Here is a 25,168-nt window from a genome sequence, read left to right on the forward strand (position 1 = left end):
CATTTATATCGGAACTTTAACACTATCAATTAGCAGATCAGCTGCAGATAAATTATTATGGGCTTTTTTAATAATTAAGCGATGATTAACAACAGCTGACAAGATTGCTTGAATATCATCAGGTCGGGTAAATGGCCGATCATGGATAAGGGCATAAGCCTGAGCGGCACGAACAATGCCTTTACCAGCCCGAGGGCTAAGCCCATGGACAAACCACTCTTGATTTCGACTTGCAGTAAGTAGTGCTTGCACATAATCAAGAACAACATCTGAAATAACAACTTTTTCGCTTTGTTTTTGCAAGGCAATTAATTGCGCTGTTTTCATAACTGGCATTAACTTTATTAAAGTTTTATTTCCGCTTGGTGTTTTAAGTATTTGGCGCTCAGCTGCAGGTGGCGGATAACCGATAGTTAAGCGCATTAAAAACCGGTCAAGTTGTGATTCAGGCAAATCATAAGTTCCGATGTGATGTGAAGGATTCTGGGTTGCAATGACAAAAAAAGGCTCTGGTAATAACTCTGTGCCCGCGTCAGTGGTAATTTGCTTTTCTTCCATGGCCTCAAGTAAAGCGCTTTGTGTTTTAGGTGGCGCACGATTAATTTCATCAGCTAGAATTAGTTGGGCAAAAATTGGGCCATGATGAAAATTAAATAATCGCTTTTGAGAATCGAAAATAGATACACCTAAAAGGTCACTAGGTAATAAATCACTAGTAAATTGAATTCTCCGGTATTGCATACCTGTTAACTGGGCAAGAGCATGACTAAACGTTGTTTTTCCCATACCTGGGCTATCTTCAAGGAGTAAATTGCCATTAGCAAGCAAACAGGTAATACCTAGGCTAATTACCTCTTCCTTTCCTAAAAGAATATCGCTTAATGCATCCTGCAGCTGTTTAATCATAAGAAATAGAGCAAGGTTTTGGTCGCTATCAATTAGTATAGAACGATAACTTAAGCGCTGCTAAAAAATGCTAAGAAGATTTTTTTAAAAAGAATGCTATGCTAAATTCTAACACCTGGTAATAGATGGCTAATTTAATTTTAAAACATGAATGCTAGTTTAGAAGTGGCTAAAACTAAGAAAAATCAAAGCTCTTAAAGTAAAACGATGCAAAAGCACAGAACTCGCAGCCTAATTTGAGTATTTTACATCGTTTTACTTTAAGAGCTTTAATTTAGCGAAGTTTTTAAGCGCTCCCTATCAAGAATTCGCGTTAACATACTAACAACAAGGAAAAAAGATGATTGATCTCTATTATTGGCCTACACCTAATGGGCATAAAATAACTATATTTTTGGAGGAAAGTGGCCTACCTTATCAAATTATTCCGGTAGATATTACTAAAGGCGATCAATTTAAAGAGGATTTTTTAAAAATATCGCCTAATAATAGAATGCCAGCAATAGTTGATCAGGATGCCAGCTTAAGCCAGCCTATTGCCATTTTTGAATCTGGGGCAATACTGATGTATTTAGCAGAAAAAACAGGTAAATATCTATCAGAAAATCTAGTAACTCGCTATGAATGTTTACAATGGTTATTTTGGCAAGTAGGCGGCCTTGGCCCTATGGCTGGTCAAAATCATCACTTTAGTAATTATGCTGCAGAAAAAATACCTTATGCTATAAATCGTTATGTACGTGAAACAGCAAGATTATATGGGGTACTTGATAAGCAATTAGCTGACCGTGACTTTATTGCTAAGGAATATTCTATTGCTGATATGGCTTGCTATCCGTGGATTGTTTCTCACGAAATGCAGCAACAAGATTTAAATAATTTCCCCCACTTAAAGCGTTGGTTTTTGAAAATACAAGAACGTCCCGCTGTTAAGCGCGCTTATGAAAAGGGAGCCGAAATTAAAACAGACTCTATTATGAGTGAAGAAGCTAGACGACTGCTTTTTAATTTAGACGACGATAAACGCAATTCATAAGCTTCTTTAATAGTCTTTTAATTTAGGGTTGGCATAATAGTACTTTGATCGAGATAATTGTAGAAACTCCATCAAAGTCTATTATTTTGCTAAAAAATTAATCGATTTCCCTGCCTCAAAATGCTTTTAATTTGTTAAAGTAGACAGCTAAATTAGCACATTTTTGCTTCTTTAGTGTGAATTAAGAAAAAGTCTATTGTATCTAATTAAATTTAGTTATGATGTAGTATCGATTATTTATTGGTTGGTTAATGCGAAGCTTTGTTTTAATTCTTTTAATTGTGTTTTGCTTTATTGATGTACAAGCTGATGATAGCAAAATCAAAGCAGTTAGTATAGATGGCAAGACCGCTTTTACAATTGATGCTGGCGCTTTTCCGCATGAAAGCAATGCTCTGCAACTTAAATTTAAGTTGTCTTCTATGTTTAAGCAACCTATTCGTATTAATTTTGATAAAATTAGAAGCCTTTATATCGTTACAGTAGGGCCTATTACGGATTTTCAAATCGCAAAAGCCGTTGAACAGGAAATTAGTGGTACAACTTCGCCTGTTAAATCGCCGACGGCAACCACAACTATTGCTGTTGATGCTACTTCACCGCCCTCTTCCGTAATACCACCTATTAATATACCTGTTGAAAAGAAATTATGGAATTTAAGAAATGCTGATATTCGGGCAGTTATTGCTGAAGTATCGCGCCTTACAGGTAAAAATTTTATTATTGATCCGCGTGTACAAGGTAAAATATCCATTGTATCAACAACGCCTATTTCTGATAAAGAATTATATCAAGTCTTTTTATCTGTTTTACAAGTATCAGGTTATGCAGCTGTTCCCACAGGAGATGTAATTAAAATTATCCCCAATATTGAAGCAAAAACTGTTACCACTGATTTACTGGATGAGTTACGCAATCCTCCCCGCGGTGATGCGATGATGGTAGAAGTGGTGCCAGTACGTTTCGTACCGGCAGAGCAACTTATACCTGTACTAAGGCCGCTCATGCCGCAATGGAGTAATGTTTCTGCCTATGGCCCTTCAAATATGCTTATTTTATCAGGCCGTGCTAATAATATTCGCCAATTAGCTAATATTATTAGGCAGGTTGATACCTCTTCTGCCAATGGTATAGACATGGTGCCCTTGAAATATGCGCTTGCTATGGATGTTGCCAATACCCTCAAAGATTTAGTAAAGACTCAGCCTGGAATGACAGGCCATAATCAAATTATGCTAGCAGCAGATGATAGAAGTAATGCCATTTTAATTAGTGGTAGTCGCACTGAGCGCCTTAGGCTTCGAATGCTAATTGCTCGGCTTGATCGAGAAAATCTAAATGGAACTAATAGTAATACTCAAGTTGTTTATTTAAATTATTTAAGAGCAGAAGATTTAGTTCCTATTTTAGCAGGTATTGCCCAAGCTAATTTTAGCGGTAATGTAGGCACTACGATCGGTACTATCACAAGACCTGAGTTAGATAGCACAAATCCCGCGTCTAACCTTGCCAATGGCACTTCAAGTGCATCAGCAAATAATCAAAATCAACCATCACCTACTGCAAATCCTGCAGCGACACCAAATACTAATGGTGCTACCACACAAAATGAAGGCAGTACCAAACCTACTGTACAAATTATCGCAGAACCCAATACTAATTCGATAATTATTAATGCACCAGCTAGTCTAATTCGTATTTTAAAATCTGTTATTGGTCAATTAGATATACGACCCGCTCAGCTACTTATTGAAGCCTTAGTAGCAGAAGTTGATGAAAGTGATATTAATAGTTTAGGTATTGAATGGGGTAGCACCTTACAAAGCGGCGATCCATCTACTTTTTCACCAGGCTTTGCCATCATTAATTCACAAACTTCAATTGATACTTTTCAAGCTCAATTATATGGATTAGTAAGACAACGACGCGCTAATGTTTTATCAACGCCTTCCGTAGTTGTCTTAGATAATCGCCAAGCTAAAATTTTAGTAGGTAAACAGGTTTCAGTTGCTAGCACAACTTACCCTAATAATGCGGGTGGAACAACAACAGCAAGTCCTTATGTAACTTTTGACCGCGTCAATGTGGCGTTGCATCTTTATGTAAGGCCTCAAATTACGCGTGGCAATGGGATACAGTTACAAATTGACCAAGGAAATGATACAATTGATCCTGCTACTGCATTAAACACTAGCAATCCAGTTTTCAAAATCAGCAGTATTGTTACTTCTGTACATATAGAAAGTGGTAATATTGTTGTTTTAGGTGGTTTAACGCAAGATAGCTTGGGTAATGATAATGTTGGTATACCCATTTTAGGTGATATACCTGGACTTGGTAGATTATTTCAGCATAATTCTCGTTCTCGAGAAAAACGGGTATTAATGGTCTTTATTAGACCTATTATTTTAAGAACGCCTCGTGATGCAGTAAAAGTTACAGGCCAAAAATATAATGATTTGAGAGAAGATGAACTTGCATTTTTACGTTCGCAAGATTATGCAGTGACTAACAGAAAGATGGTTTTAGCACCGCTTAAAGATACAAATCTACCTAGACCATTTAGTCATTCATTAAAACAATCCGTAATTATGACCAAATGACAGAGCCAGAAAACGTACTAGAAACTCCTAAACAATTACCTTACGGCTTTGCCAAGGCCAATGGTGTTCTAGCCACTGTTAATGATAATGGCAAAGCAGTTATATTGCACCTACCTAATCCTTCTTTAGCGGTACTGGCTGAAGTTTCGCGTTTTCTACAATGCTATCTTGAATTAAAAGAAGTTACTGAAGGTGAATTTCAACAACATTTAACTAACCAATATCAATCTAAGTCATCTATTTTAGATGCCGCAGAAGGTATGGAAGGTGACATGGATCTGTCTCTATTGGCAGGCCAGCTGCCTACCAGTGAGGATTTACTTGATAACCAAGATGATGCTCCCATTATTAGACTCTTAAATGCCTTATTTACGCAAGCTATTAAGCAAAAAGCATCAGATATTCATATTGAAACTTATGAAAGTCGAGTATTGGTACGTAACCGTATTGATGGCGTGTTACATGAAGTATTAGAAATTCAGCGCGCTATTGCACCACTTGTGATCTCACGGGTTAAGGTTATGGCTAAATTGGATATTGCTGAAAAACGTATACCACAAGATGGCCGCATAGCTTTGCGTATAGGAGGTCATAATGTTGACGTGCGGGTTTCTACCCTGCCCTCTAATCATGGCGAACGAATTGTACTTAGAATTTTAGATAAACAAGCAGCTCAACTTAATTTAAGCCTTCTAGGAATGGCGAATGATACGTTAACCATTATTCGCAGCATGATTACTCAACCTCATGGTATTATTCTAGTGACAGGGCCGACAGGTTCAGGAAAAACGACTTCTTTATATGCCATGCTTACTGAGTTAAACGAAGTTAGCCGCAATATTTTAACAATTGAAGACCCTATTGAATATGACTTACCTGGGATTGGCCAAACTCAAGTTAATACTAAAGTTCAAATGACTTTTGCAAAAGGCTTACGAGCCATACTACGCCAAGACCCTGACGTTGTAATGATTGGGGAAATACGTGATCTTGAAACAGCAGAAATTGCTGTGCAAGCAAGTCTTACAGGTCACTTAGTATTATCTACATTACATACTAACAGCGCCTTAGGTGCTTTAACGCGTCTCAGGGATATGGGCGTTGAATCTTTTCTTCTTTCCTCAAGTATTATAGGCTTAATTGCACAACGGTTAGTGAGAAGACTTTGTTCGGCATGTAAAATACCGCATAAATTGCGTGACGATGAAAAAGAGTTAATGGGCATCACTAAAGAAACAGATATTTCTAATGTCTTTGAGCCTAAAGGATGTGATGTTTGTAATCAACTTGGCTACCGGGGCCGAACAGGTATTTATGAAATAATTGTTCTCGATGAAAATCTGCGCGGTATGATTCATCGCAATGATGGATTACAAACTATTGATAATTATTTAAGGCCACAAGTTCCTACTATCCGCCAAGATGGCTTTAAGCGAGTATTAGCTGGTGATACTTCTTTAGCAGAAATTTTACGGGTAACAAGCCAGCATTAAGCAAAACTTAGTACTTAAGTAAGTATTGACCACAATATTGCTTATAGTCTTTTATATTATTGAAAAAAATATAACTAGAAGCCTGTTATTTGGCTAATTTGCTATTTTTTACGAGGACTAGTAGTATTATTGATACACCTAATTGATTTCTTCCGTCCTTAATAAGGAGAAAGATTATGGCAAGTGAAAAAAATCAAAATCATGCTTCAACCAGTGATAAAAGCAAAGATCAAGATGATAACTCTGGCGTAACAAGCGATGAGCAGAAAACAAAACAGGATGAAGATAAAAAATTAAATAAAACTCTAAAAGGCACCTTTCCAGCAAGCGATCCACCTGGAAATTATTAATCTAATTTCCTTTGTAGGTTGGACTCTGCCCAACAATAGCTATGTGAATCTCAAGTAAGACCCATAGCCCTCAGGATAAATCGATTAGATCGAGGCAGGCAGAAGTAAATTCGAGCTTTTTTTGGAATCGCCAAAACCTTCCCTGCGGCTCGATGTTGGGACTCCTTGTCCAACAACGTTCCAATAAAGGCTCAAACGCACCTCTGCTATAAGCATCCAAAGGCTTAAAAAAAAAGTATGGCTGAAAAATTGCTCCGCCTAATGACTAAGAACCAAGGCCTAACCTACACGTTACGTGAAACCTGGGTTGCGGCCCGCAGGCCTACACCCAGGCTACATTTGCTATGTGAATCTCAGGCTAATGTTCTAGCAGTCAAGATAAGAAAAATCAGCTATTTTTCTTTATAAGAATTTCATTATTTTGCCTACATTCCGCGGCTTGCCCGCGGAACGTAGACGGGAAGTGAGAGAAAATGCTTAACCTGACAATTCAGGACCAAAGTCCAACTAACTTATAACATGTTAGCTAGCTAACCTTCTGCGCCAAGTTGTCCCATTCGGGCCATCTTCTAATTCTATACTATGGTTAAGCAAAGTAGTTCTAATTTCATCTGCTTGTTGCCAATTTTTAGCAGCACGAGCTTGACGTCGCTTTTCAATTAAGTCTTCAATAAAGGCTTTATCAACTTCACCAGATTCCACTTGCAAAAATTCAGCCGGCGAAACACCTAAAAGCCCTAAAATACCTGCTAGTTTCTTTAAGGTATTAGCAAGCGCTGGATTTTTAGTTTTATTAAATTCATGGCTTAATTGAAATAGTACTGATAAAGCAATAGGTGTATTAAAGTCATCGTTCATGGCTTTGTTAAATTCGTCAACCCATTCAGCTACACATTCTTGTTCATTTATATTAATTGCTTCTTTTAAAGATTGATAAAGTCTAGTTAAGGCCTTAGCAGCATTATGTAGATTTTCTTCTGAGTAATTCAGTGGACTGCGGTAATGACTGCTTAATAAAAAGTAACGAATAACTTCGGGATGGTGAGACTTTAAAACATCTTGAATAGTAAAAAAGTTACCTGTAGATTTTGCCATTTTTTCATTATTAACTTGTAACATACCAACATGCAGCCAATAATTAGCAAAATGTTTATCACTAGCCGCTTCACTCTGAGCAATTTCATTTTCATGATGAGGAAACTGCAAATCTAGACCACCACCATGAATATCAAATTGTTCACCTAAAGCATCCATAGCCATAGCCGAACACTCAATATGCCAACCGGGGCGCCCTTCTCCCCAGGGAGACGGCCAGCTAGGCTCATCAGATTTTGCTTTCTTCCATAAGACAAAATCAAGTGGCGAATGCTTTTCTTTGACAATTTCAATACGTGCTCCGGCAAGCAAACCTTCTACATCCTTATGTGATAACTTACCATAATTTTTAAAACGCTCAACTTCAAAACAAATATCACCATTGGCACTTTGATAAGCATAACCTTTTGCCATTAGTCGTTTAATAAGATTAATGATGGAGTCAATAGATTGAGTAGCACGGGGCTCAAGATCAGGCATTAAAATACCTAGAGCAGACGTATCTACATGCATGGAATTAATATATTGTTCGGTTAGGACTTGAATTGTTACCCCACGCTCTTTTGCACGTAAAATAATTTTATCATCAATGTCGGTAATATTGCGGACAAATTTAACCTTAAACCCTTGGCTTCTTAAAAAGCGGACAATGACATCAAAACAAACCATAGAGCGCGCATGACCTAGATGACAATGATCATAAACGGTTATCCCACAAACATATAAACCAATTTCGCCAGGTGTAATGGGCTTAAAGATTTCCTTTTTACGCGTTAATGAATTATATAAATAAAGCATAGTTCTCTCTTACTAAGCAGCTGTAAATTATTTAGGAAAGTTAAGGTCTATTGACATTTCATTTCAATCTCTACGTCCCATGGCTTGTCCACGGGATCCAGGGATAAGGCTGATAAACCGCGACACGTAGACGTGCTGCGAAATGTGAAACACATGTCAATAAACCTTAATCTTTAACTTATTTTTCCCCAAGTATCTTTTAAATCAACTACGCGCTGAAAAGCAATAACTTCTTCAGTATCATTAATTGCTTTAACACCATAATAGCCTAAGCGCTCAAATTGGAACACTTCACCTAAGAGCTGCTTTGCTAACGAAGGCTCACATAATGCTTGTTGTATTTTTAATGAATTAGGATTTAAAAATTGTAAAAAATCTTCTTCACGAGCAGGATTTGGATCATTAAATAGACGATCATATTGGTAAATGGTAACTGGATAAGCATACTTGCTAGAAACCCAGTGAATAACGCCTTTAACTTTGCGGCCTTCAGGATTTTTACCTAAAGTATCAGGGTCATAAGTACAATGAATTTCTACAATTTCATTATTATTATCATAAATTACTTCATTACACCGAATGACATAAGCGTGCCTTAAACGTACTTCAGATCCAGGTGATAAACGAAAATAACCTTTAGGCGGATTTTCCATGAAATCGCTTTTTTCAATATAAATTTCACGAGTAAAAGGTAAAATTCGACCGCCTGCATCAGGGTTTTGTTGATGATAAGCAGTATAAATTTCTTTGGTTTCATTATCTGGAAAATTATCAATAACAATTTTAACAGGATCAAGCACGCACAAAGCACGCTTAGCTGTTTTATTTAATTCATCTCGTACACAAGCTTCAAGAATGGACATATCAATTACAGAATCACTGCGCGACAATCCTATTTCTTCACAAAACTTTCGAATGGCAGCAGGTGGATAACCACGCTCACGCATGCCCTTTAGAGTAGGTAGACGGGGATCAGCCCAACCATCAACAATTTTTTGTTCGACCAAGTGGCGTAATTTACGCTTACTAGTGACCGTGTGTGATAAATTAAGGCGAGCAAATTCTGTCTGCACAGGTTTGGCCGGCACTGGTAAATTTTCAATAAACCAATCATATAAAGGGCGATGGTCTTGAAACTCAAGGGTACACAAAGAGTGAGTAATTTCTTCTAAGGCATCAGAAATAGGATGAGCATAATCATACATAGGATAAATACACCATTCATCACCGGTACGCTGATGATGTGCATGACGAATACGGTACAATACTGGATCACGCATATTAACATTACCAGATTGCATATCAATGCGAGCTCTCAATACATGCGTGCCATCAAGAAATTCACCTGCCTTCATGCGAGCAAATAAATCTAAATTCTCATCAATACTACGATTGCGATAAGGACTTTCTTTCCCAGGCTGTTGTAATGTGCCACGATAAGCTTTTATTTCCTCCATGCTTAAACTATCAACATAAGCTTTACCTGCTTTAATTAAAAGTACGGCATAATCATAGAGCTGCTGGTAATAATCAGAAGAATGAGTTATTGCTTTCCACTCAAAACCTAGCCACTTTACATCATCAATAATCGCTTTAACGTATTCGTCTTCTTCTTTAATCGGATTAGTATCATCAAAGCGCAAATAACAATTTCCCTTGAATTCATTGGCAACACCGAAATTTAAACAAATAGATTTAGCATGTCCAACATGCAAATAACCATTTGGCTCTGGTGGAAAGCGCGTGATCACGGTTTTATGCTTTCCTGTAGCTAAATCATCTGCTATAAGTTGGCGAATAAAATTAGCACGTTTTTCATTTATCTCAGTCATAATTTACTCAATTTTGTCCATAGCTTGCCGCATTTCTTGAATTAATGATGCACCTGCAACACAAATATCTTCATTACTTTGATGCGCTTCTATAATACGGTTAATTAAAGCAGCACCAACTATCACGCCATCAGCAAAAGCGGCAACTTCTGCAGCTACTTCAGCTGTTTTGATCCCAAAGCCTACCATCAATGGCAAATTAGTTTGACCCTTTCGTTGCTGATAAAGGTTTTTAACATTCGTTAAGTCAAGGGCATTTGAACCAGTCACCCCTTTTAAAGATACATAATACAAGTAACCCTGGCCATATTGATTAATTAATTCCATACGCTTTGTAGTAGTTGTAGGTGAGCAAAGATAAATGCTACATAAATTATAAGTTTGCCAGATGGTTGCAACCTCTTTTGATTCCTCAGGCGGTAAGTCAACTAAAATGGTACCATCAACACCTGCTTCATGGGCATGCTTGGCAAACCGTTCATAACCATAATATTCAATAGGATTAGTATAACCCATCAATACTATAGGCGTATTATTATCTTTCTTGCGAAAATCGGCTACCATTTTCAATACATCTTTACAGGTTATGTTGTAACGCAAGGCACGTTCCATGGCCGCTTGTATAACCGGTCCTTCTGCCATTGGATCAGAAAAAGGAATACCTATTTCTAAGATATCAGCCCCTGCACTAACTAAGGCATGCATTAACTCTACAGTTGCTTCTGGATAGGGATCACCCGCTGTTAGATAAGGGCTTAACATTTTTCTCTTATCTCTTTGTAAAGCGGATATAGTTTTTTCAATTCGACTCATTAAGGACTCCAATTACCAAGCATACGCATTCATCTAAAGGCGTCAATATAAGCGTTAATGTATGTTGGGCCTTGGTCCAACATTATCATAACTATTGTCGGGCCAAGGCCCAACCTACAAACTCTTAAGTTGACACTATTACATGAACAGTTACGCATACGCAGCTTAAATACTCAGACCATCAATACTTGCTACAGTATGAATATCTTTATCACCACGGCCAGATAAGTTAACAATAATACGCTGGTTAGGCTGCATCGTTTTAGCCAACTTTAGAGCATAGGCAACAGCATGGCTGGATTCTAGAGCAGGAATAATGCCTTCAACTTGCGTTAAGGTCCGAAATGCATCAAGTGCCTCTTGGTCATTAATAGCCACATACTGGACCCGGCCTTGATCCTTTAAATAAGCGTGCTCAGGACCAACACCAGGATAGTCTAAACCAGCAGATACCGAGTGAGTATCTTTAACTTGCCCAAATTCATCACATAAAAGATAGGTTCGGTTACCATGTAAAACTCCAGGCCGACCGGCAATTAAAGAAGCTGCATGCTGGCCAGTTTCAATACCTTTACCACCTGCTTCTACCCCATATATTTTCACTGTTTCATCATTTAAGAATGGATAAAATAAACCCATTGCATTAGAACCACCACCAACGCAGGCGACTAGTGCATCAGGTAGGCAACCTTCTTTATCTAAAAGTTGTTGACGAGCTTCTTGACCAATTACTGCTTGAAAATCTCTGACCATTTGCGGGTAGGGATGAGGACCTGCAACAGTACCAATTATATAATAGGTATTATCAATATTACTTACCCAATCACGCATCGCTTCATTGAGTGCATCTTTTAAAGTTTGCGAGCCAGCTGTAACAGGTACGACTTTAGCACCTAATAATTTCATACGATAAACGTTAATGGCTTGTCGCTTAATATCTTCAGCACCCATATAAACTACGCATTCAAAGCCAAGTTTTGCCGCAACAGTAGCTGTTGCCACTCCATGTTGACCTGCTCCAGTTTCTGCAATAATTCGGGTTTTCCCCATTCGTTTTGCTAATAATGCTTGCCCTACGGTATTGTTAACTTTATGAGCCCCAGTATGATTTAAATCTTCCCGTTTTAAATAAATCCTTCCACCTCGAGTCAGTTCCGTTAACCGCTTGGCAAAATATAAGGGCGTTGGACGGCCTACATAATCTTTTAGCTCTCTATCTAACTCAGCTAAAAAATCACTCTCATTTCGATAAGTACTATAAGCATTTTGTAACTCTTGTAAGGCATGCATTAAGGTATCAGCAACGAACACACCACCATAGGGGCCAAAATGCCCTTGATTATCAGGAAGCTCTATACTCATAATTTCCTCTTAATGCGTTAACAAATTGAAACATTTTATCATGATCTTTTATACCTGGGGACTGTTCAATACCACTACAGACATCTACTGCCAATACTGATACTTGGTTGATAGCTTGTTGAATATTATTTGCCGTTAATCCGCCAGCTAAGATAACTGGCTTCAATGTCTTTGCAGGAACATTACTCCAATCAAATGAAATACCTGTACCACCATACAAACTTTCAGCAGGCGTATCTAGTAAAAATGCTGATGCCGTTTGATACTGACTCATTAATTCTAATACTTCATTTTTACTACTAGCTGGAATAGCTTTAATATAAGGTATACGAAATTGCCTGCAAAACGCTTCTGTTTCGTCTCCATGAAATTGTAACCATTGAATAGGTAATTCTTGCATAATTTGCCAGACTTCATCAGCAGTTGGATTAACAATAACTGCGACAGTCGACATAAATACAGGTATATCTTTAAGTAGTCCTTTAGCTTTCTCGATTGAAACAGCGCGCTTACTACCTTTATAAAAGATTAATCCTATAGCATCAACACCTAATGCCATAGCATAATCAATATCTTCCTTGCGCGTCATCCCACACATTTTAATTCGGGGAAAATAACGACTCATTTAACGCTCCAGTAAGAATAAAGGATTTGTAGCTGATGCTATAATACCAAACTCTTTAGGATATGTAACATTTACTAAATATAGCCCATAAGGCGGTGCTGTTTCAGCACCTAGTCGCCGATCCGCTGCCTTTAGTATCTCATTGACCCAGGTAACCGGTTTTTTTCCTGAGCCCACAGCAATGAGCACACCAGCAATATTTCTTACCATATGGTGTAAAAATGCATTAGCTGTAATGTCAATAATAACTAAATCACCCTGCCGCGTTACCTCGACTTGATGGATATTACGCATAGGTGTATTTGATTGGCACTCTACTGATCGAAATGAGGTAAAATCATTCTCGCCAAGTAAATACTGACTTGCCTCATGCATATGACGATGGTTTAATTGTCGATATTGCCAAGTGACATTACCCCGTAGTAGTGCGGGACGAATAGCTGAATTATAAATTATATAACGATATTGACGAGCTGTGGCTGAATAACGTGCATGAAAATGATTAGGCATTTCTCGGCCCCATCTTACACAAACGTCTTTTGGCAAATAAGAATTAGCACCTTGAATCCAAGAGCGAATAGAACGTTGTTTCTCACAATCAAAGTGAATAATTTGGTTGGTTGCATGCACGCCAGTGTCAGTTCGACCAGCACAAACAACACTTACCTTGGTATCCGCAATACGACTAATTGCTGCTTCAACAACTTGTTGTACCGTATGTAATCCCGCTTGCGCTTGCCAACCATGATACTGGCTTCCATCGTATTCAACCCCTAAGGCGATACGCATACGCATTTCCTACTAAAAAGGGTCAATGTATAACACCCTAATACGTTTGTCTAGGGAATAAATACTAAACTTTAGAGTATCTTAGCAAAAAAACTCACTTAATATACTTTATAGTTTTAAAAGCAGCTTTAAATTGTCTAAATGCAGCTAAAAGTTTATTTTTTTAGCGAATCTAATAATTTTTGCGCTTCTTTTTTTTGTTCTGTATTGCCAAATGCAATAACCTCTTCTAACGATTGCTCTGCAGATTCAAAATCCTCCATAGTGATATAGGTTCTAGCTAGAGAAAGCAAGGTATCTAAAGCTATATGACTTTTAATTAATTTAGCCTCTGATTCTGTATTATTACTAGCTTGCGACTCGGTCATATTTTTACTCTCAGTATTAAGCTTATTTTCATTAAAAGCGAGGTTATCTTTATCTTCTATTTTTACTTGTTTTGTATCTTGGTCTGGAATGACTGGTGTAGGCGGTATTGCAGAGTCTAAAGAAGTAGAATCATCTTGTTTAATGTTATCTAACAAAGCTTGTACTTGATCATCAACTACAAAATCTAAGGCTTGGTCGTCATGTATTTCCTGTTTAACAGTTGGCTTAATAAATTTATCAAGGCCAGCCTCAAACTCTAAACTATTATTTTCTCCATCAGCCACCTCGTCTTGCTTGAGAGGCTCTTTAGAATTAGAAACAAACAAATTATTTTCAGCAGAGGTAGACTCTTTAGTATTTAATGAATCATTATTTTCTATACTAGATTCTTGTGAAGATGTTTGCATAGCATTATTGACTTCTGCAACATTAAGAGACTTCTCGCTAGCTGACTGTTGGACTTGAATTGCTCCTTCATCACTAGATTGGTTATTATCATTATTAGTATTTTCATTTTTTTCAACTGAGGTATCATTTTCCTGCGAGTCTGTAAAATTTTGCTGTTTTGAAGTTAAATTTGTATGGTCTGAGGCTAAATTTTCTTTATGGCGAGTTTCATTTATTGAAGGCGTAGGAACCACTACAGGTACAACGTCATTTTTTTCCTCCGATTTTTCTTTAACTTTTGCAGATGTAGATGTTTTATTAATGGTAAACGGATTACTTACCGGAGGTGGAGAATGGTTTAGCGGTGATAGATCTCGTGATGTAGGGACGGTATCTTGGTCTATATCTTCATTATTATCTTCCCGTTGCCTTAACCAAAACCAGTAAAGGCACCCATAAGCAACGATAATAGTACTACCACCAAGCAACCAATACAGCCAAGAGTGAGATGATTTTTCAGGTTGATTCAATGCTAAAGCTTGTGCATTTAAACCCTGACGCTCTTTAATGATTGTTTTTATCTGCTCACGTAATAAAACCAATTCTTTCTGTTGCTTGTTAACTTGTTGCTGTAATTGGTTATTGGCAATTTTTAGTTTATCCATTTGAGCTTTCATGAGAGAATTTTCAGTGCGAATTGCATCAATAGCCGCCAATGTCACGCCAATACTAGCACTTGTATTTATCGCATTATTTTTTGCATTTGGGTGGGGAGACCCATTTATAGTCAAGGCAGATAAGGTATGAGTGGGCGCAGAAAATACCTCAGGAGCAGGCAATACTGCGGCAGAATTATTTAGCAATGAGGATTCTAAGCTAAACTTTGGAATCCGCGCAATTTTAGATTCATAATAGGTTGTCTCAATCTCATTAAGCTTAGGCTTTTTAACTACCTCCTTTTCCTCCTCTTTTAGATAAGGTGGAGAAATAACATGCTTAATCTCTTGTTTAGTTTGCCAAGCTACATCATGATTAGCTACTTCAGCTTGCGCTAATTCAGCAGGTATTTTTACAATTTGCTCATTAGAAGGAATTTTAAGCTTCTCACCTACTTTTAAACCATTTAAATTACCCTGGATAAAGGCATTTAAATTTTTACTCACAATGGCTAAAATTACTTGTGGTAGAGTGGTTTGATCAGTTTTATAACGATTTGCAATTTGCCAAATATTTTCACCAGCTACAGTTGGGCCATAGGTTGCTTGCTCTTCTGCTGGGGTAAAATCTCCTTTAATATGTTGATAAACAGGCTTATTAATAACGCCAGGCTTACCAATATCAATTTTATTAACATTGATTTTCTTAATTAGACTGCCAGATTTTTTAGTTTTAACTTTATAGCCAGGTGGGTCTAATAATACTGTATAAGCTCGATAAATTTGTCCTGCAGGCCAAGCTAAGTCGACTACAATTTGTAAATAGGGATCTGAAATTCGATCAGTAGATGTAATACTAATAACAGGATGACCGTACTTATCTTTTTTTATACTAAATTTAAGAAAAGATAATATTTTGCTTGGTTCTAATCCTATACGCTCATAATCTTCTACAGAAGCTAAATTTACCTTAATAGCCTCTAGCGATACATTGTTTATATCTATGATGGGAATTTCAGCGTTAAATTCTTGGTTAAGAAACGAATGTACCTCTATATCACCCATACCCATTGCAAAAGATGAGAAGGGTAATGATACAGCGAAAATTGCCGCACTTAGACGAATTAATTTCAAACAGTGCTCCCTGCAAAGTCTATTCCATTAAATTCGGGAAAATAACACCTAAACCTCTGTTATTCAATAAATTCAACAAAAATCATTTATAAATTTGCTAACTTAAGACTGCTAAAAGTTCAGGTTATAATTTATAAACAAATTCAAGCACATTAAACGGGCAAATTAATTTGCATTGTAGGAAATAAGATTTTATACAAATCTATAACTTAAAAAATTGCCTTAAGCAGCTTATAATTCCATAATCCTTTATATTTAATTAAATAGGCTGATATGAAAGCAATTTCTTTAAGTGGTAAACAACTTGCGTCACAACTAAGAACAGCCGTAGCACAAGAGATTGCCACGAGAAAGAAGGGAGGGATTCGGCCGCCTGCACTGGCAGTTATTTTAGTTGGTGATGATCCTGCATCAGAAATTTATGTCACGAATAAAAGGCGAGCTTGCGAAGAGGCAGGCATTACCTCTGTTGCTTATAACCTACCAGAAAATACTACCGAAGAAAAATTAATTAATTTAATTGAAGAACTTAATAAGAATACGAATATTGATGGAATCTTAGTTCAGTTTCCACTTCCTTTAGCTATCAATGGCGATCGCATAATTGAATGTATTGTCCCATCAAAAGATGTAGATGGTTTTCATCCCTATAATGTAGGGCGCTTAGCCCAGCGTATTCCGCTACTTAGGCCCTGTACGCCTTTTGGAATTATTCAGTTACTAGAATTTTATAAAATTCCTCTTAAAAGTAAAAATACAGTAGTAGTAGGCTCATCAAATATCGTCGGCCGCCCTATGGCTTTAGAGTTTTTACTTGCTGGCGCTACAGTAAGCATTTGCCATCGATTTACTAAAAATTTAGAACCTTATATTAAGTTAGCTGATATTATAGTCGTCGCGACTGGTGTATGTGACTTGATTCAGCCAAATTGGCTTAATAAATCACAAGTTGTCATTGATGTAGGAATACATCGCTTAAACAGTGGTAAATTACGCGGAGATGTTGACTTTGATACTGCAAGTAATTATGCAGGCTGGATTACCCCTGTGCCTGGAGGAGTTGGGCCAATGACTATAGCAACTTTACTCCAGAATACGCTACAGGCAAATAAACAGCATAGGAAAGAATTATTCTAAATCATCCCAATTAAATTCGCCGTCTAATTCATCAATATTCTCACGTAAGCGTTTACGTTCTAGCTTTTCTTCTAAGAGCTTACGTACATGCTTTTTATGTGCTAAGTCTTCTTCCTCTTCAATTGGATACTCTGAAAAGGAATGGGCATCTTCGTCAAAATCTTGATCATATTCTCTTGGTAAATTCATCGCCAGTTCCATTTAGGTCAAATTAATGAATGTAATTAAATTATAATCACTGTGAGTAATTTTTTTCAAGTTAGTTTTTATATTATTTAGATTGTACAATCTTAATTACATTATAGAAGATGGCTAAGTTAGATATAAGTACGTATACTGTAAAATTTTTGTAATATAAGAATTACTATGCTTAGTTATCAACATGGTTATCATGCCGGCAATTTTGCTGATGTAATAAAGCATTTAACCCTGTGCCGCATCCTAAATTATTTAACGCAAAAAGATAAACCTTTGTTTTACTTAGAAACTCATGCAGGCTCCGGTTTATATGATTTACAAGCGAAGAAAGCGGTAAAAACTATTGAATTTAATGCAGGTATTGCCCTTATTTGGCAGCAGAAAGATAATTTACCTACTCTCTTTGACCCTTATATGAATGTAGTTAAATCACTTAATATTAATAATCAACTACGCTTTTATCCTGGCTCGCCCTATCTAGCTATTGCAAACTTACGTCCAGAAGACCGAGCAGTATGCACGGAATTACATCCACAAGAATTTAATAATTTACAAAGCATTCCTCGCCTAAATAAGCGTGTTTTTTTTAACAATATAGATGGCCTTAAAGCACTGCGGGCCCTACTTCCACCACCAGAGCGCCGCGGGCTCATTTTTATAGACCCTAGCTATGAAATTAAAACAGAATATAAAACAATTGCAGAGTCGGTAAACCTAGCCCATCGTCGTTTTGCAACAGGTACTTATTGTATATGGTATCCTATTCTTGCTAGTTGCCAACACCAGCAATTAATTGAACAAATTAAGAGCCAAAATAAAGACGTATTAAAAATTGAATTTTATTTAACCCAAGCTATGGATAAACTTGGTATGAATAGTTGTGGCTTATTAATTATAAATCCTCCTTTTACTCTGGCTGCTGAAATGACAACAGCGCTTGATTATTTAATAAAAATTATCAATCCAAATAAATCATCTTATTTAATTGAATAAACAAATAATTTATGATTTCTTAAATAATGGATAACGGATTTTTTCGTTTTAAATTAATAACAAGATAGACCTTATTTCAAACTGTCAAAAATGAAATGATGTCTTGAGCAAAAAGGCTGAAAAAGTACTATATAGATGTACATAAGCATTTTGAAGCCGTTTTTGTTATAAAAATTGGCCATTTATAGCAGTTGGAAAAAAGCTCTAATGTAAATTAAATACACGTTTTAATAATCTAGGTAAGGATTACTGTGATAATTACGCCTCTTTTAGCCTTTAAAGATAATTATATTTGGCTATTAATTGATACTATTGGTAATGTAATTTGTATTGATCCAGGTGATGCCAAACCTGTTATAGATTACTTGGACAAGACCGGTTTTACCCTTAAAGCAATATTACTTACTCATCATCATATGGATCACATTGGCGGGGTAGTCGAATTATGTCAAGCTTATCCAAATGTGCTTAGCTATGGTCCAGCTGATTCAAGAATACCTGTCATTCATCATACTTTAGGACATAATACATTAATTGAGCTTGAACCCTGGCAATTTCGAATTTTAAGTATCCCTGGCCATACTTCAAGCCATATTTGTTATTTTGAAACTAATAAACAGTTATTATTTTGTGGCGATACTTTATTTTCTGCAGGCTGTGGTCGAGTTTTTGACGGCACTTATGAGCAGCTACTAAATTCTTTGCTATTACTTAAAACATTACCAGATCAAACAAAAATTTACTGCGGTCATGAATATACGCGACAAAATTTGCGTTTTGCCGCCACCGTTGAACCTCACAATCTAGCCATTCAGCAATACCAGCAAACTTTAAATAAAGACCCACATACTTGTTCACTACCTTCAACAATGGAACTAGAAAAAGAAGTTAATCCTTTTTTAAGATTAAGTGAACCACAGGTGCAAAATTATGCCAAAATGCATGGCTGCCACTCAGAAGATTTACTATCCATCTTTAAACAAATAAGAAAAAACAAGGACAATTTTAGTTGATTTAAGGCATAAATTTGAAAATTTGAGCAGCTTTTAACTTAAAAAAAGGTTTTCTCCTCAATATTATATCGAGTACACTTGTAACACTTTTGGCAAGACCCAGGCTTTAATATTGAAGGTTAAAAGAATAATTTTAAATATATTTTTTTTATTGAGCTTCTGCTTTCTTAATCCACTTCACAGTGCTGCCATCCCTACCGTATGGGATGTCTTGCGTGGTCAATTTTCACTTAATCATGAAATTACGCAACCTGCAGTCCAAGCACAATTACGTTGGTTAATGTCACATCCAGGCTATATCCAAAGATTAGCTCATGCAGAACCTTATATTTATCACATAGTAAATGAAGTAAAAAAAAGAAAATTGCCTGGTGAGCTTGCTCTTGTACCTATGATTGAAAGTGCCTATGACCCTTTTGCTTATTCTGGTGCAGGTGCTGCAGGTTTATGGCAATTAATGCCAGGCACCGGCAGTGAATTAGGTTTAAAACAAGATTGGTGGTTTGATGGCCGCCGCAGTATTGGTTTATCTACCAGCGCTGCCTTAAATTATCTTGCCTACTTAAATCACTTTTTTCATGGGGATTGGATTTTAGCCATCGCTGCTTATGATTCCGGGGAAGGAACTGTTTCACGCGCTATAAAAAATAGTCGTCAAACACGCCATATCCATTTTTGGTCTTTACCTGTACCAAGTGAAACTAGATTGTATGTACCTCGTCTACTGGCTTTAGCTGAAATTATTAAATACCCAGAACGCTATCATATGACCTTGCCCTATATTCCACACGCCCCTTATTTTGAGGAAGTAAATATTGGTAGCCAAATAGATTTAAATCACGCGGCTAAGTTAGCAGGTATCTCTTATAAAGATTTAATTAAGCTAAACCCGGGCTTTAACCGTTGGGCAACAGCTCCTTATAAACCGTTTAAATTATTAATTCCAGCTAACAAAGTAGCAGATTTTAATCGTAATCTAGCTAATTTCCCTCAAGATAAACGTGTAAGTTGGACACGTCATCAGGTTAAGGCTGGAGATAACCTAAATTCAATTGCTCAACGCTATTTTACAACTGCAAAGCTTATACGCGAGCTTAATCAATTAAAGTCAGACAAACTTAAGAAAGGTCAATATATTCTTCTACCAAGTACCCGTAATGCGCCTACTGCCGATCCGAAAACTGCGCCTACTATTATTGCGGATCGACCCGCAACAATACAAACCTATAAAGTCATTCACATAGTGCAACCTGGTGAGACATTTCAAAGTCTCGAAAAAAAGTATGGCATTAAAACAACAGATATTAAGTCCTGGAATAACTTAGCTGCAAAGCAGTCCTTAATTAAAGGTGAGCAGTTAATTATTTGGCGTAAAGCAATCAATCCAGGTATTTACACAGTACTTGCGGGTGATAGTTTAAATAGTATCGCAAAACAACATAATACTAAAGTAGCAACGCTTGAGCGACTAAATCCTAAAGTTAATAAAAACTATTTAAAACCAGGCCAAAAAATATTAATAGGCTAAATGCTTCTAATAATTATTTTCGCAACTAATATACGTTCGCCTAGAAATTTTTTAGTACAAATGTATCCTATATAGGACAACGTCAAGGTAGGATAAACCATCTTCTAATGTTTTTGATAATAAAATTTAAAGATTAATCAAATAGCAAAAACATAAAATTCTATTTTGTACTTGTAAGTTATCGGCAAATCATGTGTTATAATTAGTTAATTAATATACTATTTTAAATATTATGAAATTACTGTTTGACTTTTTTCCAGTACTTCTTTTTTTTATAGGTTACAAATTCTTTGGCATTTATACTGCCACGGGTATTGCTATGGTTGCCTCCCTACTCCAGGTTATCTTTTTTAGGCTAAGGCATCAACGATATGAGAAAATGCACTTATTTAGCTTAGCCGTCATACTAGTATTAGGTGGTGCGACTTTGTTTTTTCATAATCCCTGGTTTATTAAATGGAAACCTACCGGCATTTACTGGCTAACCGCAATTGTCTTTATGCTTTCGCCTTTTTTTGCCAGTAAACCATTAATTCAAAAAATTATGGACGGTAATATCAGCTTACCAGAAAAAATATGGTTTAGATTAAATTATGCATGGGCTTTGTTTTTTTTACTTATGGGCGCTGCTAATATTTATATAGCCTATAACTATGATACTAACGTATGGGTTAATTTTAAATTATTTGGTGGAGCAGGTTTAACTTTAATATTTGTCTTTTTACAAGCATTTTATTTAACACGGCATGTATTAGATAAAGAGAAAGAGCCGCGTGCTTCTGACTCTTCTCAAAGTTTGCTATAAACAGACAAAGGAGCAGCGATGAGACTGTTACTAGTTGAAGACGATGAGTTACTTGGCGATGCAGTAAAAACAGGACTAACCCAATTTGGCTATGTAGTCGATTGGCTAAAAGATGGAGAAGCTGCTCGAGCTGCAGTAAAGTCTGAATCATTTGAATTAATTATTCTAGACTTAGGCTTGCCTAAACTATCTGGTTTAGGTTTTTTACAATCGATTCGAAGTGACGGCAACTCAACACCAGTTATTATTCTTACTGCTAGAGAATCTATTGAAGATCGAGTTAGAGGTTTAGACAGTGGTGCCGATGATTATATTATCAAGCCCTTTGATTTAAATGAACTAAGTGCCCGTGTAAGGGCTTTAGCGCGACGTTCTCAAGGACGTGCAGATTCCATCCTACAATATCGCAATATTACACTTGATCCAGCTGCGCACTCAGTTTACGTAGATGATGTTTTAGTTAACGTGCCACGTCGTGAATTTGCCCTTTTACAGAAATTACTTGAAAACAGCGGCCAAGTCTTATCACGCGAGCAGTTGATGCAAAGTATTTATGGCTGGGATGAAGATGTAGATAGTAATGCACTTGAGGTTCACATTCATAATTTACGTAAAAAACTTAATGCTAATTTTATTCGCACCATCCGTGGGGTAGGATATATGGTAGAAAAAAATGAGAGCCATCACGCTTAATGAAATCATCTATACGTAAATTTTTATTAATTAATTTATTATTAGCTATTACCATTACAACGACCTTAACAGCTATTGGTAATTATTATTTAGATCAAAAGGATATCCAGGAACACCTAGATACATTAATGGCTATATCAGCTCTCTCCTATCAAGCTTTATTAGGAGATGATGTACATCAACGTCCCTTAACTAAAATTCAAGAAAATTTAGAAATTATACCGCAAAAAATTGAAAATTTTTATCAGCGTCGGTTCTTAAATGATTTACCACCTAAGAATTACCTGGATAAGTTTAATTTTCAAGTATGGACAAACGGTGGTAAGTTATTACTTCATTCCTCTGCCGCACCAAAAATTCCTTTAACTGCTGAAATTGATGGTTTTAGCGATAAGCTTATTGCTAACCAAAAATGGCGTGTTTTTACGACTTATAATGATCAGGCTGGTATACGTACCGTCCTTGCAGAGCGTTATGATACCCGTAATGAACTAGGTCATCGTATTGCTCAAGATGATCTTTATATTATGTTACTTACTTTTCCCCTATCTGGATTGTTAATTTGGATTATTATTGGACGCGGTTTAGATAGCTTAGATAGAGTAGCGCAAGAAGTAGCTAACCGAGCACCGACTCACCTTGAACCAGTTGATTTACAGGAGGTTCCTGAAGAAATTAAACCCGTTATTGATGAGTTAAATAAATTATTTTATCGACTTCAGGAAGGCTTTGAACGGGAAAAACGTTTTGCTGCTGATGCTGCACATGAATTACGCACACCTCTTGCAGCTTTAAAAGCGCAAGCTCAAGTAGCTCTAAACACAGAAAATATTGAAGAAAAAAATCAAGCGTTACAGAAATTAATTGCTAGCGTCAATCGCAGTACGCATATCGTCCAACAACTCTTAACTATGAGTAAATTAGTTCCTGAGGCAGCAAATATTAATGATCTTGACGAAGTTAATCTAGTCAAAATCACTCGAGAAATTTTAGCAATGCTTGCGCCAAGCGCAGTAGAAAAACAAATTGAACTTGAATTTGAACATGATGAGAATCTAGCAAAATTTGAAGGTAACCCAACAGCACTTAGCATCTTAATTCGCAATCTTGTCGATAATGCAATTCGCTACTGTAAAGATGGAGGCAAGGTTTTAGTTAAAGTTTATCAAAAAGATCAGGAGCTTATTTTAGAAGTTCAAGATAATGGTCCTGGTATTCCTGTTGAGTTACAGAGTCGGGTCTTTGAGCGTTTCTTTAGAGTATTAGGTAATAAAACAACTGGAAGTGGTCTAGGACTCGCTATAGTTAGACAAATTTGTGACTTACATGGCGCACGTGTTGAATTAGATTCGCCTAAAGAAGGTACAGGCCTTATCGTGCGCGTGTATTTTCCTATTAACTTAAGTAGAAATGACTTAGAGCATTAAATTGATGTAATAATCGAACAACCCCTCCTCATATATGACATTTCTTTCTTAATTAACGCCTATATTGTTTATAATTTGATCAATAAATGGTCTATAATAACCAGGATATGGTTGTTTTAAGGCTTGGTAGTATGATTTCAAGTAATTATAATTTGCAAAGAGAATTAACAAGAAATGAAAAAATATATAGTTTTTCGATAATTTTTATCCCTTTTATTATATTTTTATACAGTATATTTTCTGGAATGCTTTTTAAAATAGGCATGTTGACATTAATTCTTCTAATTTTATGTTACTGCGCTACTGTCATTGGTGTTACAGTTGGCTTTCATCGTTTATTAACACATCGTTCTTTTAAAACAAATCGTATTACAAAATTTATATTAATATGCCTAGGCTGTATGTCCTATGAAGGCCCGCCTTTGTTTTGGGTTGCTGCGCACAGAAGACATCACAAGTATACAGAAGAGGAAGCTGATCCTCATTCCCCTTTAAAGGAAGGCAAATTCAAGTTAATGGGGCTTATACATGCACATATGGGCTGGATGTTAAATCATAAAGTAGAGAACTGGAATTATTACGTACGAGATTTAGTAGAAGACAAGGATATAAGATTTATTAATCGACATTACAGCGTGATAGCACTTAGTGGCTTATTAATTCCAGGAATAATTAATGGCTTGCTCTATTTAAGTTGGTATGGGTTTATTGAAGGGATAGTTATATGCGGTATAGTGAGAGTATTTCTACAGCAGCATGTAACTTGGGCAATTAATTCAGTTTGCCATGTTTGGGGAACAAAAGATTTTCAAAGCTCAGATAATAGTAAAAATAATTGGCTATTTGCTATTTTAGCTTTAGGAGAAGGTTGGCATAACAGCCATCATGCCTTTCCATCCTCTGCTAAACATGGCTTAAAGAAAGGTCAAATTGATTTTTCATATGGGGTTATTAAAATCCTTTCTTATATTGGCGTTGTATGGGATATTAAAACACCAAATCCGCTTCAATTAAGCGCAAAAAGAATTTGTAACAAGAAATAACTGTCTTTCACAAAATTAACTACCCACTATCTAGAAGCTAGACTAAGAAGTCTAGCTATCTGTCTTAAATTTAAAATACTGAT

Annotated in this window: 21 protein-coding genes; 12 read left to right on the forward strand and 9 right to left on the reverse strand. The window is 36.5% G+C overall.

The features are described 5' to 3' along the window. Positions 1–3: 3 nt before the first annotated feature. Positions 4–906, reverse strand: a complete 903-nt coding sequence (locus ACNVED_RS08520) for an AAA family ATPase (protein ID WP_419418599.1) — start codon at positions 904–906, stop codon at positions 4–6. Between the two features lie 340 nt (positions 907–1,246). Here ACNVED_RS08520 and ACNVED_RS08525 point away from each other — a divergent pair, with 340 nt between their 5' ends. From ACNVED_RS08525 to ACNVED_RS08540, 4 genes are all read left to right on the forward strand, one after another. Then, positions 1,247–1,942, forward strand: a complete 696-nt coding sequence (locus ACNVED_RS08525; RefSeq protein ID WP_419418600.1) for a glutathione S-transferase N-terminal domain-containing protein — start codon at positions 1,247–1,249, stop codon at positions 1,940–1,942. 251 nt (positions 1,943–2,193) lie between these two features. Beyond that, a complete protein-coding gene (gene lspD, locus ACNVED_RS08530; RefSeq protein WP_419418601.1) occupies positions 2,194–4,545 on the forward strand; it encodes a GspD family T2SS secretin variant LspD in 2,352 nt (783 codons plus the stop codon). After that, entirely contained in the window at positions 4,542–6,038 is a 1,497-nt protein-coding gene (gene lspE / locus ACNVED_RS08535; RefSeq protein ID WP_419418602.1) for a GspE family T2SS ATPase variant LspE, read from the forward strand. Before lspD ends, lspE begins: the two co-directional genes overlap by 4 nt. Before the next feature lie 176 nt (positions 6,039–6,214). After that, the gene (locus ACNVED_RS08540) at positions 6,215–6,388 is read left to right on the forward strand and encodes a hypothetical protein (protein ID WP_419418603.1); all 174 of its coding nucleotides are present in this window, start codon (positions 6,215–6,217) and stop codon (positions 6,386–6,388) included. A gap of 522 nt (positions 6,389–6,910) precedes the next feature. On the opposite strand, the gene cysS is transcribed toward ACNVED_RS08540, so the two are convergent. The 7 genes from cysS to ACNVED_RS08575 all read right to left on the reverse strand — a co-directional run bounded on the left by cysS (position 6,911) and on the right by ACNVED_RS08575 (position 16,248). Next, positions 6,911–8,281 (reverse strand): cysteine--tRNA ligase, encoded by a 1,371-nt coding sequence (cysS, locus tag ACNVED_RS08545; protein WP_419418604.1) that lies wholly within the window; start codon positions 8,279–8,281, stop codon positions 6,911–6,913. Between the two features lie 173 nt (positions 8,282–8,454). Then, the gene (locus ACNVED_RS08550; RefSeq protein ID WP_419418605.1) at positions 8,455–10,113 is read right to left on the reverse strand and encodes a glutamine--tRNA ligase/YqeY domain fusion protein; all 1,659 of its coding nucleotides are present in this window, start codon (positions 10,111–10,113) and stop codon (positions 8,455–8,457) included. Between the two features lie 3 nt (positions 10,114–10,116). Further along, positions 10,117–10,926 (reverse strand): tryptophan synthase subunit alpha, encoded by an 810-nt coding sequence (gene trpA / locus ACNVED_RS08555; protein WP_419418606.1) that lies wholly within the window; start codon positions 10,924–10,926, stop codon positions 10,117–10,119. A gap of 165 nt (positions 10,927–11,091) precedes the next feature. Further along, on the reverse strand, positions 11,092–12,288 hold the full coding sequence (gene trpB, locus ACNVED_RS08560; RefSeq protein ID WP_419418607.1) for a tryptophan synthase subunit beta: 1,197 nt from the start codon (positions 12,286–12,288) through the stop codon (positions 11,092–11,094). Further along, a complete protein-coding gene (locus ACNVED_RS08565) occupies positions 12,269–12,913 on the reverse strand; it encodes a phosphoribosylanthranilate isomerase (RefSeq protein ID WP_419418608.1) in 645 nt (214 codons plus the stop codon). Before ACNVED_RS08565 ends, trpB begins: the two co-directional genes overlap by 20 nt. Beyond that, the gene (gene truA, locus ACNVED_RS08570) at positions 12,914–13,702 is read right to left on the reverse strand and encodes a tRNA pseudouridine(38-40) synthase TruA (protein WP_419418609.1); all 789 of its coding nucleotides are present in this window, start codon (positions 13,700–13,702) and stop codon (positions 12,914–12,916) included. A gap of 155 nt (positions 13,703–13,857) precedes the next feature. Beyond that, positions 13,858–16,248, reverse strand: a complete 2,391-nt coding sequence (locus ACNVED_RS08575) for a FimV/HubP family polar landmark protein (protein ID WP_419418610.1) — start codon at positions 16,246–16,248, stop codon at positions 13,858–13,860. Between the two features lie 273 nt (positions 16,249–16,521). Between ACNVED_RS08575 and folD the strand changes: the two genes are divergently transcribed. Beyond that, positions 16,522–17,385 (forward strand): bifunctional methylenetetrahydrofolate dehydrogenase/methenyltetrahydrofolate cyclohydrolase FolD, encoded by an 864-nt coding sequence (gene folD, locus ACNVED_RS08580; protein WP_419418611.1) that lies wholly within the window; start codon positions 16,522–16,524, stop codon positions 17,383–17,385. On the opposite strand, the gene ACNVED_RS08585 is transcribed toward folD, so the two are convergent. Beyond that, the gene (locus ACNVED_RS08585; RefSeq protein WP_419418612.1) at positions 17,377–17,574 is read right to left on the reverse strand and encodes a PA3496 family putative envelope integrity protein; all 198 of its coding nucleotides are present in this window, start codon (positions 17,572–17,574) and stop codon (positions 17,377–17,379) included. The genes folD and ACNVED_RS08585 overlap by 9 nt on opposite strands. A gap of 177 nt (positions 17,575–17,751) precedes the next feature. Here ACNVED_RS08585 and ACNVED_RS08590 point away from each other — a divergent pair, with 177 nt between their 5' ends. The 7 genes from ACNVED_RS08590 to ACNVED_RS08620 all read left to right on the forward strand — a co-directional run bounded on the left by ACNVED_RS08590 (position 17,752) and on the right by ACNVED_RS08620 (position 25,085). After that, complete coding sequence (locus ACNVED_RS08590; RefSeq protein WP_419418613.1) at positions 17,752–18,576, forward strand: 23S rRNA (adenine(2030)-N(6))-methyltransferase RlmJ; 825 nt, start codon at positions 17,752–17,754, stop codon at positions 18,574–18,576. 251 nt (positions 18,577–18,827) lie between these two features. Further along, positions 18,828–19,589 (forward strand): hydroxyacylglutathione hydrolase, encoded by a 762-nt coding sequence (gene gloB / locus ACNVED_RS08595; RefSeq protein WP_419418614.1) that lies wholly within the window; start codon positions 18,828–18,830, stop codon positions 19,587–19,589. A 112-nt stretch (positions 19,590–19,701) separates the two neighbouring features. After that, on the forward strand, positions 19,702–21,117 hold the full coding sequence (locus tag ACNVED_RS08600) for a LysM peptidoglycan-binding domain-containing protein (protein ID WP_419418615.1): 1,416 nt from the start codon (positions 19,702–19,704) through the stop codon (positions 21,115–21,117). A gap of 232 nt (positions 21,118–21,349) precedes the next feature. Further along, a complete protein-coding gene (locus ACNVED_RS08605) occupies positions 21,350–21,922 on the forward strand; it encodes a septation protein A (RefSeq protein WP_419418616.1) in 573 nt (190 codons plus the stop codon). A gap of 18 nt (positions 21,923–21,940) precedes the next feature. Continuing rightward, on the forward strand, positions 21,941–22,615 hold the full coding sequence (locus ACNVED_RS08610; protein ID WP_419418617.1) for a response regulator: 675 nt from the start codon (positions 21,941–21,943) through the stop codon (positions 22,613–22,615). Further along, positions 22,615–24,042, forward strand: a complete 1,428-nt coding sequence (locus ACNVED_RS08615) for an ATP-binding protein (protein WP_419418618.1) — start codon at positions 22,615–22,617, stop codon at positions 24,040–24,042. Before ACNVED_RS08610 ends, ACNVED_RS08615 begins: the two co-directional genes overlap by 1 nt. A gap of 86 nt (positions 24,043–24,128) precedes the next feature. Then, the gene (locus ACNVED_RS08620) at positions 24,129–25,085 is read left to right on the forward strand and encodes an acyl-CoA desaturase (RefSeq protein ID WP_419418619.1); all 957 of its coding nucleotides are present in this window, start codon (positions 24,129–24,131) and stop codon (positions 25,083–25,085) included. Positions 25,086–25,168 lie beyond the last annotated feature (83 nt).

Origin of the sequence: Legionella sp. D16C41, from assembly GCF_048541585.1 — a bacterium.
Classification (GTDB): Bacteria; Pseudomonadota; Gammaproteobacteria; order Legionellales; family Legionellaceae; genus Legionella_C.

Excerpts from the sequence above, each read along its gene's own strand:
- ACNVED_RS08620 (WP_419418619.1), top strand. The coding sequence starts at position 24,129 with ATGGTCTATAATAACCAGGATATGGTTGTTTTAAGGCTTGGTAGTATG.
- ACNVED_RS08540 (WP_419418603.1), top strand. The coding sequence starts at position 6,215 with ATGGCAAGTGAAAAAAATCAAAATCATGCTTCAACCAGTGATAAAAGC.
- cysS (WP_419418604.1), bottom strand. The coding sequence starts at position 8,281 with ATGCTTTATTTATATAATTCATTAACGCGTAAAAAGGAAATCTTTAAG.
- trpA (WP_419418606.1), bottom strand. The coding sequence starts at position 10,926 with ATGAGTCGAATTGAAAAAACTATATCCGCTTTACAAAGAGATAAGAGA.
- trpB (WP_419418607.1), bottom strand. The coding sequence starts at position 12,288 with ATGAGTATAGAGCTTCCTGATAATCAAGGGCATTTTGGCCCCTATGGT.
- ACNVED_RS08585 (WP_419418612.1), bottom strand. The coding sequence starts at position 17,574 with ATGAATTTACCAAGAGAATATGATCAAGATTTTGACGAAGATGCCCAT.
- ACNVED_RS08525 (WP_419418600.1), top strand. The coding sequence starts at position 1,247 with ATGATTGATCTCTATTATTGGCCTACACCTAATGGGCATAAAATAACT.
- ACNVED_RS08550 (WP_419418605.1), bottom strand. The coding sequence starts at position 10,113 with ATGACTGAGATAAATGAAAAACGTGCTAATTTTATTCGCCAACTTATA.
- ACNVED_RS08565 (WP_419418608.1), bottom strand. The coding sequence starts at position 12,913 with ATGAGTCGTTATTTTCCCCGAATTAAAATGTGTGGGATGACGCGCAAG.
- folD (WP_419418611.1), top strand. The coding sequence starts at position 16,522 with ATGAAAGCAATTTCTTTAAGTGGTAAACAACTTGCGTCACAACTAAGA.
- ACNVED_RS08520 (WP_419418599.1), bottom strand. The coding sequence starts at position 906 with ATGATTAAACAGCTGCAGGATGCATTAAGCGATATTCTTTTAGGAAAG.
- truA (WP_419418609.1), bottom strand. The coding sequence starts at position 13,702 with ATGCGTATCGCCTTAGGGGTTGAATACGATGGAAGCCAGTATCATGGT.
- lspD (WP_419418601.1), top strand. The coding sequence starts at position 2,194 with ATGCGAAGCTTTGTTTTAATTCTTTTAATTGTGTTTTGCTTTATTGAT.
- ACNVED_RS08615 (WP_419418618.1), top strand. The coding sequence starts at position 22,615 with ATGAAATCATCTATACGTAAATTTTTATTAATTAATTTATTATTAGCT.
- ACNVED_RS08610 (WP_419418617.1), top strand. The coding sequence starts at position 21,941 with ATGAGACTGTTACTAGTTGAAGACGATGAGTTACTTGGCGATGCAGTA.
- ACNVED_RS08605 (WP_419418616.1), top strand. The coding sequence starts at position 21,350 with ATGAAATTACTGTTTGACTTTTTTCCAGTACTTCTTTTTTTTATAGGT.
- lspE (WP_419418602.1), top strand. The coding sequence starts at position 4,542 with ATGACAGAGCCAGAAAACGTACTAGAAACTCCTAAACAATTACCTTAC.
- ACNVED_RS08590 (WP_419418613.1), top strand. The coding sequence starts at position 17,752 with ATGCTTAGTTATCAACATGGTTATCATGCCGGCAATTTTGCTGATGTA.